Annotated in this window: 2 protein-coding genes; both read left to right on the top strand. The window is 32.5% G+C overall.

What is annotated here, in order from left to right; translation table 11 throughout:
* Positions 1 to 753, top strand: a 753-nt coding sequence (locus HM983_RS15710; protein WP_179346697.1) for a LytR/AlgR family response regulator transcription factor, incomplete at its 5' end; no start/stop codon positions are given.
* Between the two features lie 90 nt (positions 754 to 843).
* Complete coding sequence (locus tag HM983_RS15705) at positions 844 to 2,049, top strand: dioxygenase family protein (protein WP_179346696.1); 1,206 nt, start codon at positions 844 to 846, stop codon at positions 2,047 to 2,049.
* Positions 2,050 to 2,858 lie beyond the last annotated feature (809 nt).

The following is a 2,858-nucleotide window of genomic DNA, read 5'->3' as shown; positions in this document are numbered from 1 at the left end:
CTACCATTTTACCTAATAATTGTGGTTTTTGTTTTTCTATTGGCTGTACTTCAAGATTACATTTATAGCAGAATACAACAAACAGGTTTTTATCTATCGGAATCATCACTCTACAATACGTTTTGGGTTTTTTTTATTCCTCTCACCATTCTTGCAAACCGACTTGTTAAAATTGTCAATCGCAAGAATAAATTAACCAGACTCCCTTTTAATATTGGGATTGGATTATTTTTTAGCTTCTTGCATATTACATTGTTTGCGTCTTTATTTGTGATAGTCAGTAGCATAGTTTTTTCGCCAACGCATCGGTTTTCTAATATTTTCAATAGTGTGTTTTCTAATCAATTCTATATCGCTTTATTGTGGTATATCATTTTCCCTGCAATTTATATTTCAAAACGTAACTCTACCAATTTAAAAAAAACTTATTCCGATAAAATAAAATTAAAAATAGGTTCAAAAATTTTAAGTGTTTCAACTTCAACTATACAATTTATTTCGACTGATAAACCCTATTCCATTGTTCACACAAATGGCAAAAAGATTATGGAAAATAAAAGCCTAAAGGAATTTGAAACTGAACTCAACCCAACTATTTTTTTAAGAGTGCATCGTTCATCAATTATTAACGCTACTTACGTCAAAGAAATAAAATCAAGAAATAATGGCGATTATGATGCAACACTTAAAAACGGTCAGGTTATTCGCTTAAGCAGACATTTCAGAAATAATTGGAAACAGTTAATCCAGTAAGCTATTTATTCACACCACATAGACAATTCGTAACAAAATATAGTGTTAACAACCACATCAATACCTACATTTATTGGAAATATTTTATAAATGACACGAAATTTTAAAATAGTTTTTCTGCTGTTAGCTTGTTTAAATTTTTTAAGCTGTAACAGTCAAAACACTAAAAAAGAGACCGAAATTTTAAGTGATGATTTTGATAATTCAATGCCATTCTATTACAAGATGCCACAAAACTTATCCGCAATCGATACAAGTCCTGCGTTTAAAGAAAAAGGTCAGAAAATTTTGTTGACAGGAACAGTTTATCAAGTAGACGGCAAAACACGAGCTTCAAACGTAATTCTTTATTATTATCAAACAAACGCCAACGGAATTTACGCTATTAAAGAAAACGAAGAAAGAAATATGCCCAAAAATAGATTAGGCCAAACTCACGGTTACATCAGAGGTTGGCTAAAAACAGATGAGCAAGGTAACTATTCTATTTACACCATAAAACCAGGAACTTATCCAAGTAGAGGCGAACCTGCACATATTCACATAACTGTTAGCGAGGTAAATATGGACGAACCTTATTACATAGACGATTTTGTGTTTGACAATGACCCACTTTTAAACACTAAACGCAGAATAAATATGGAAAATCGTGGAGGAAGCGGTGTAATAAGATTTGTACAAAAAGACAATATGTGGATTGGCGAACGCGATATCATTTTAGGCTTGAATATTCCCGATTATCCAATAGAGAATATTAGTAAAAAGAGTTTAGGCAAGAACATTGGCGAAGATGTTATTTCCTTTACACCATTCCACGCTTATGGAGCTGACAAAGGCACCAAAACCTGTCCGATTTGCAAATACGGTTGGTATCACGGAATTTTATATTTTGTAGGCAACAAACCAAATTGGAACGAAATAAAAAATTGGCTTAAATTTTTGGATACAGAAAGCCAAAAAAGAGAAAAGTATTTAAAAGTATATTTTGTTTATGGCAAAGAAACGAACTACAATAAAAACGAAAGAACACAGGAATTGGAAAAACTTGGAACTGAACTCGGTCTAAAAAAAGTTGCCTTGACTTTTGTACCTTCTTTTAAGGATAAAACTTCAGAAGTGCATTTGAATAAGATTGACCCAAACGTGAGAAATACAATTTTGCTTTACAAACGGAGCACCATAATAGAGAAATACGTTGACCTTAAACCAAATCAAAAGAATTTCAAGAAAATTTCCGAAAGACTTGACGAAACTGCAAACCAATATTTCAAACTTTCAAGACCAAAGCAGGAATAAAGCCAGCGTACAACAACGTATAAAAATAATAGCGGCTTCGGTGCTTAAACCAAGCTGCTTTTTTTATATTTAAGGTTTAATATAATCCGAAAAGTTTGGGTTTCAAAAACCGCTACTATTCTTATACAAAACCGTTGCCAACAAGTTGACCAAACCAACGAAAATCGTGCTAACTTTAAAGTTTTTTGATTTTTAAGAAAGGAAAATTGAAATTCTGAATTGGAAAAAACAACTCGGAATTTCACTCAAGCGGAATTGAAAATGTTGCGGAAAATTACGTGGTTATTGAGCGAAGTCGAAGTACTGAATTTCGGCTTGCCCAAAGTCAGTTTTTGCATCGAAAATTTAGTAAACCCAAAAGCTTTGGCTGAATAACAGAACCGCTAAACTTTGCGGCTGAACTTTATGAAAATGGATTTTCCCAGCTTTTGTTTTTAACGACGAAAATTTAGATTTCCAAAGGTTCGTGCTGAATATTGGAAAGGCAAAACGTTCGGAAAAAAGCGGAATGAAACTCGAATATTTTTTGAGATTTTAATGTAAAAAAGAAAATAACGGAATTGAAAAAAGCATCCGAATTTAACTCGTGTGGAAAAATAAAACCAGTTGGCAACAACGTGTATAATTCATTACGGCGGAATTTCCTATCGGAAATTCCACGCATTTTTGCTATCTTTCGTTCTTAATCGGAAAAATGGTCGCCCATTTTTCCGTAACGAAATCATACACAAAACCGTTGGCATTCATTAAAACCAATCAATACTAATTGAACTTAATAAGTGAATAATAAAACCCTGAATTTTATAATA

It is taken from the genome of Winogradskyella ursingii (assembly GCF_013403975.1).
Classification (GTDB): domain Bacteria; phylum Bacteroidota; class Bacteroidia; order Flavobacteriales; family Flavobacteriaceae; genus Winogradskyella; species Winogradskyella ursingii.
The sequence above is the reverse complement of the archived record's forward strand: the minus strand, read 5'-3'. Positions and strand labels throughout refer to the sequence as shown.

Excerpts from the sequence above, each read along its gene's own strand:
- HM983_RS15705 (WP_179346696.1), top strand. The coding sequence starts at position 844 with ATGACACGAAATTTTAAAATAGTTTTTCTGCTGTTAGCTTGTTTAAAT.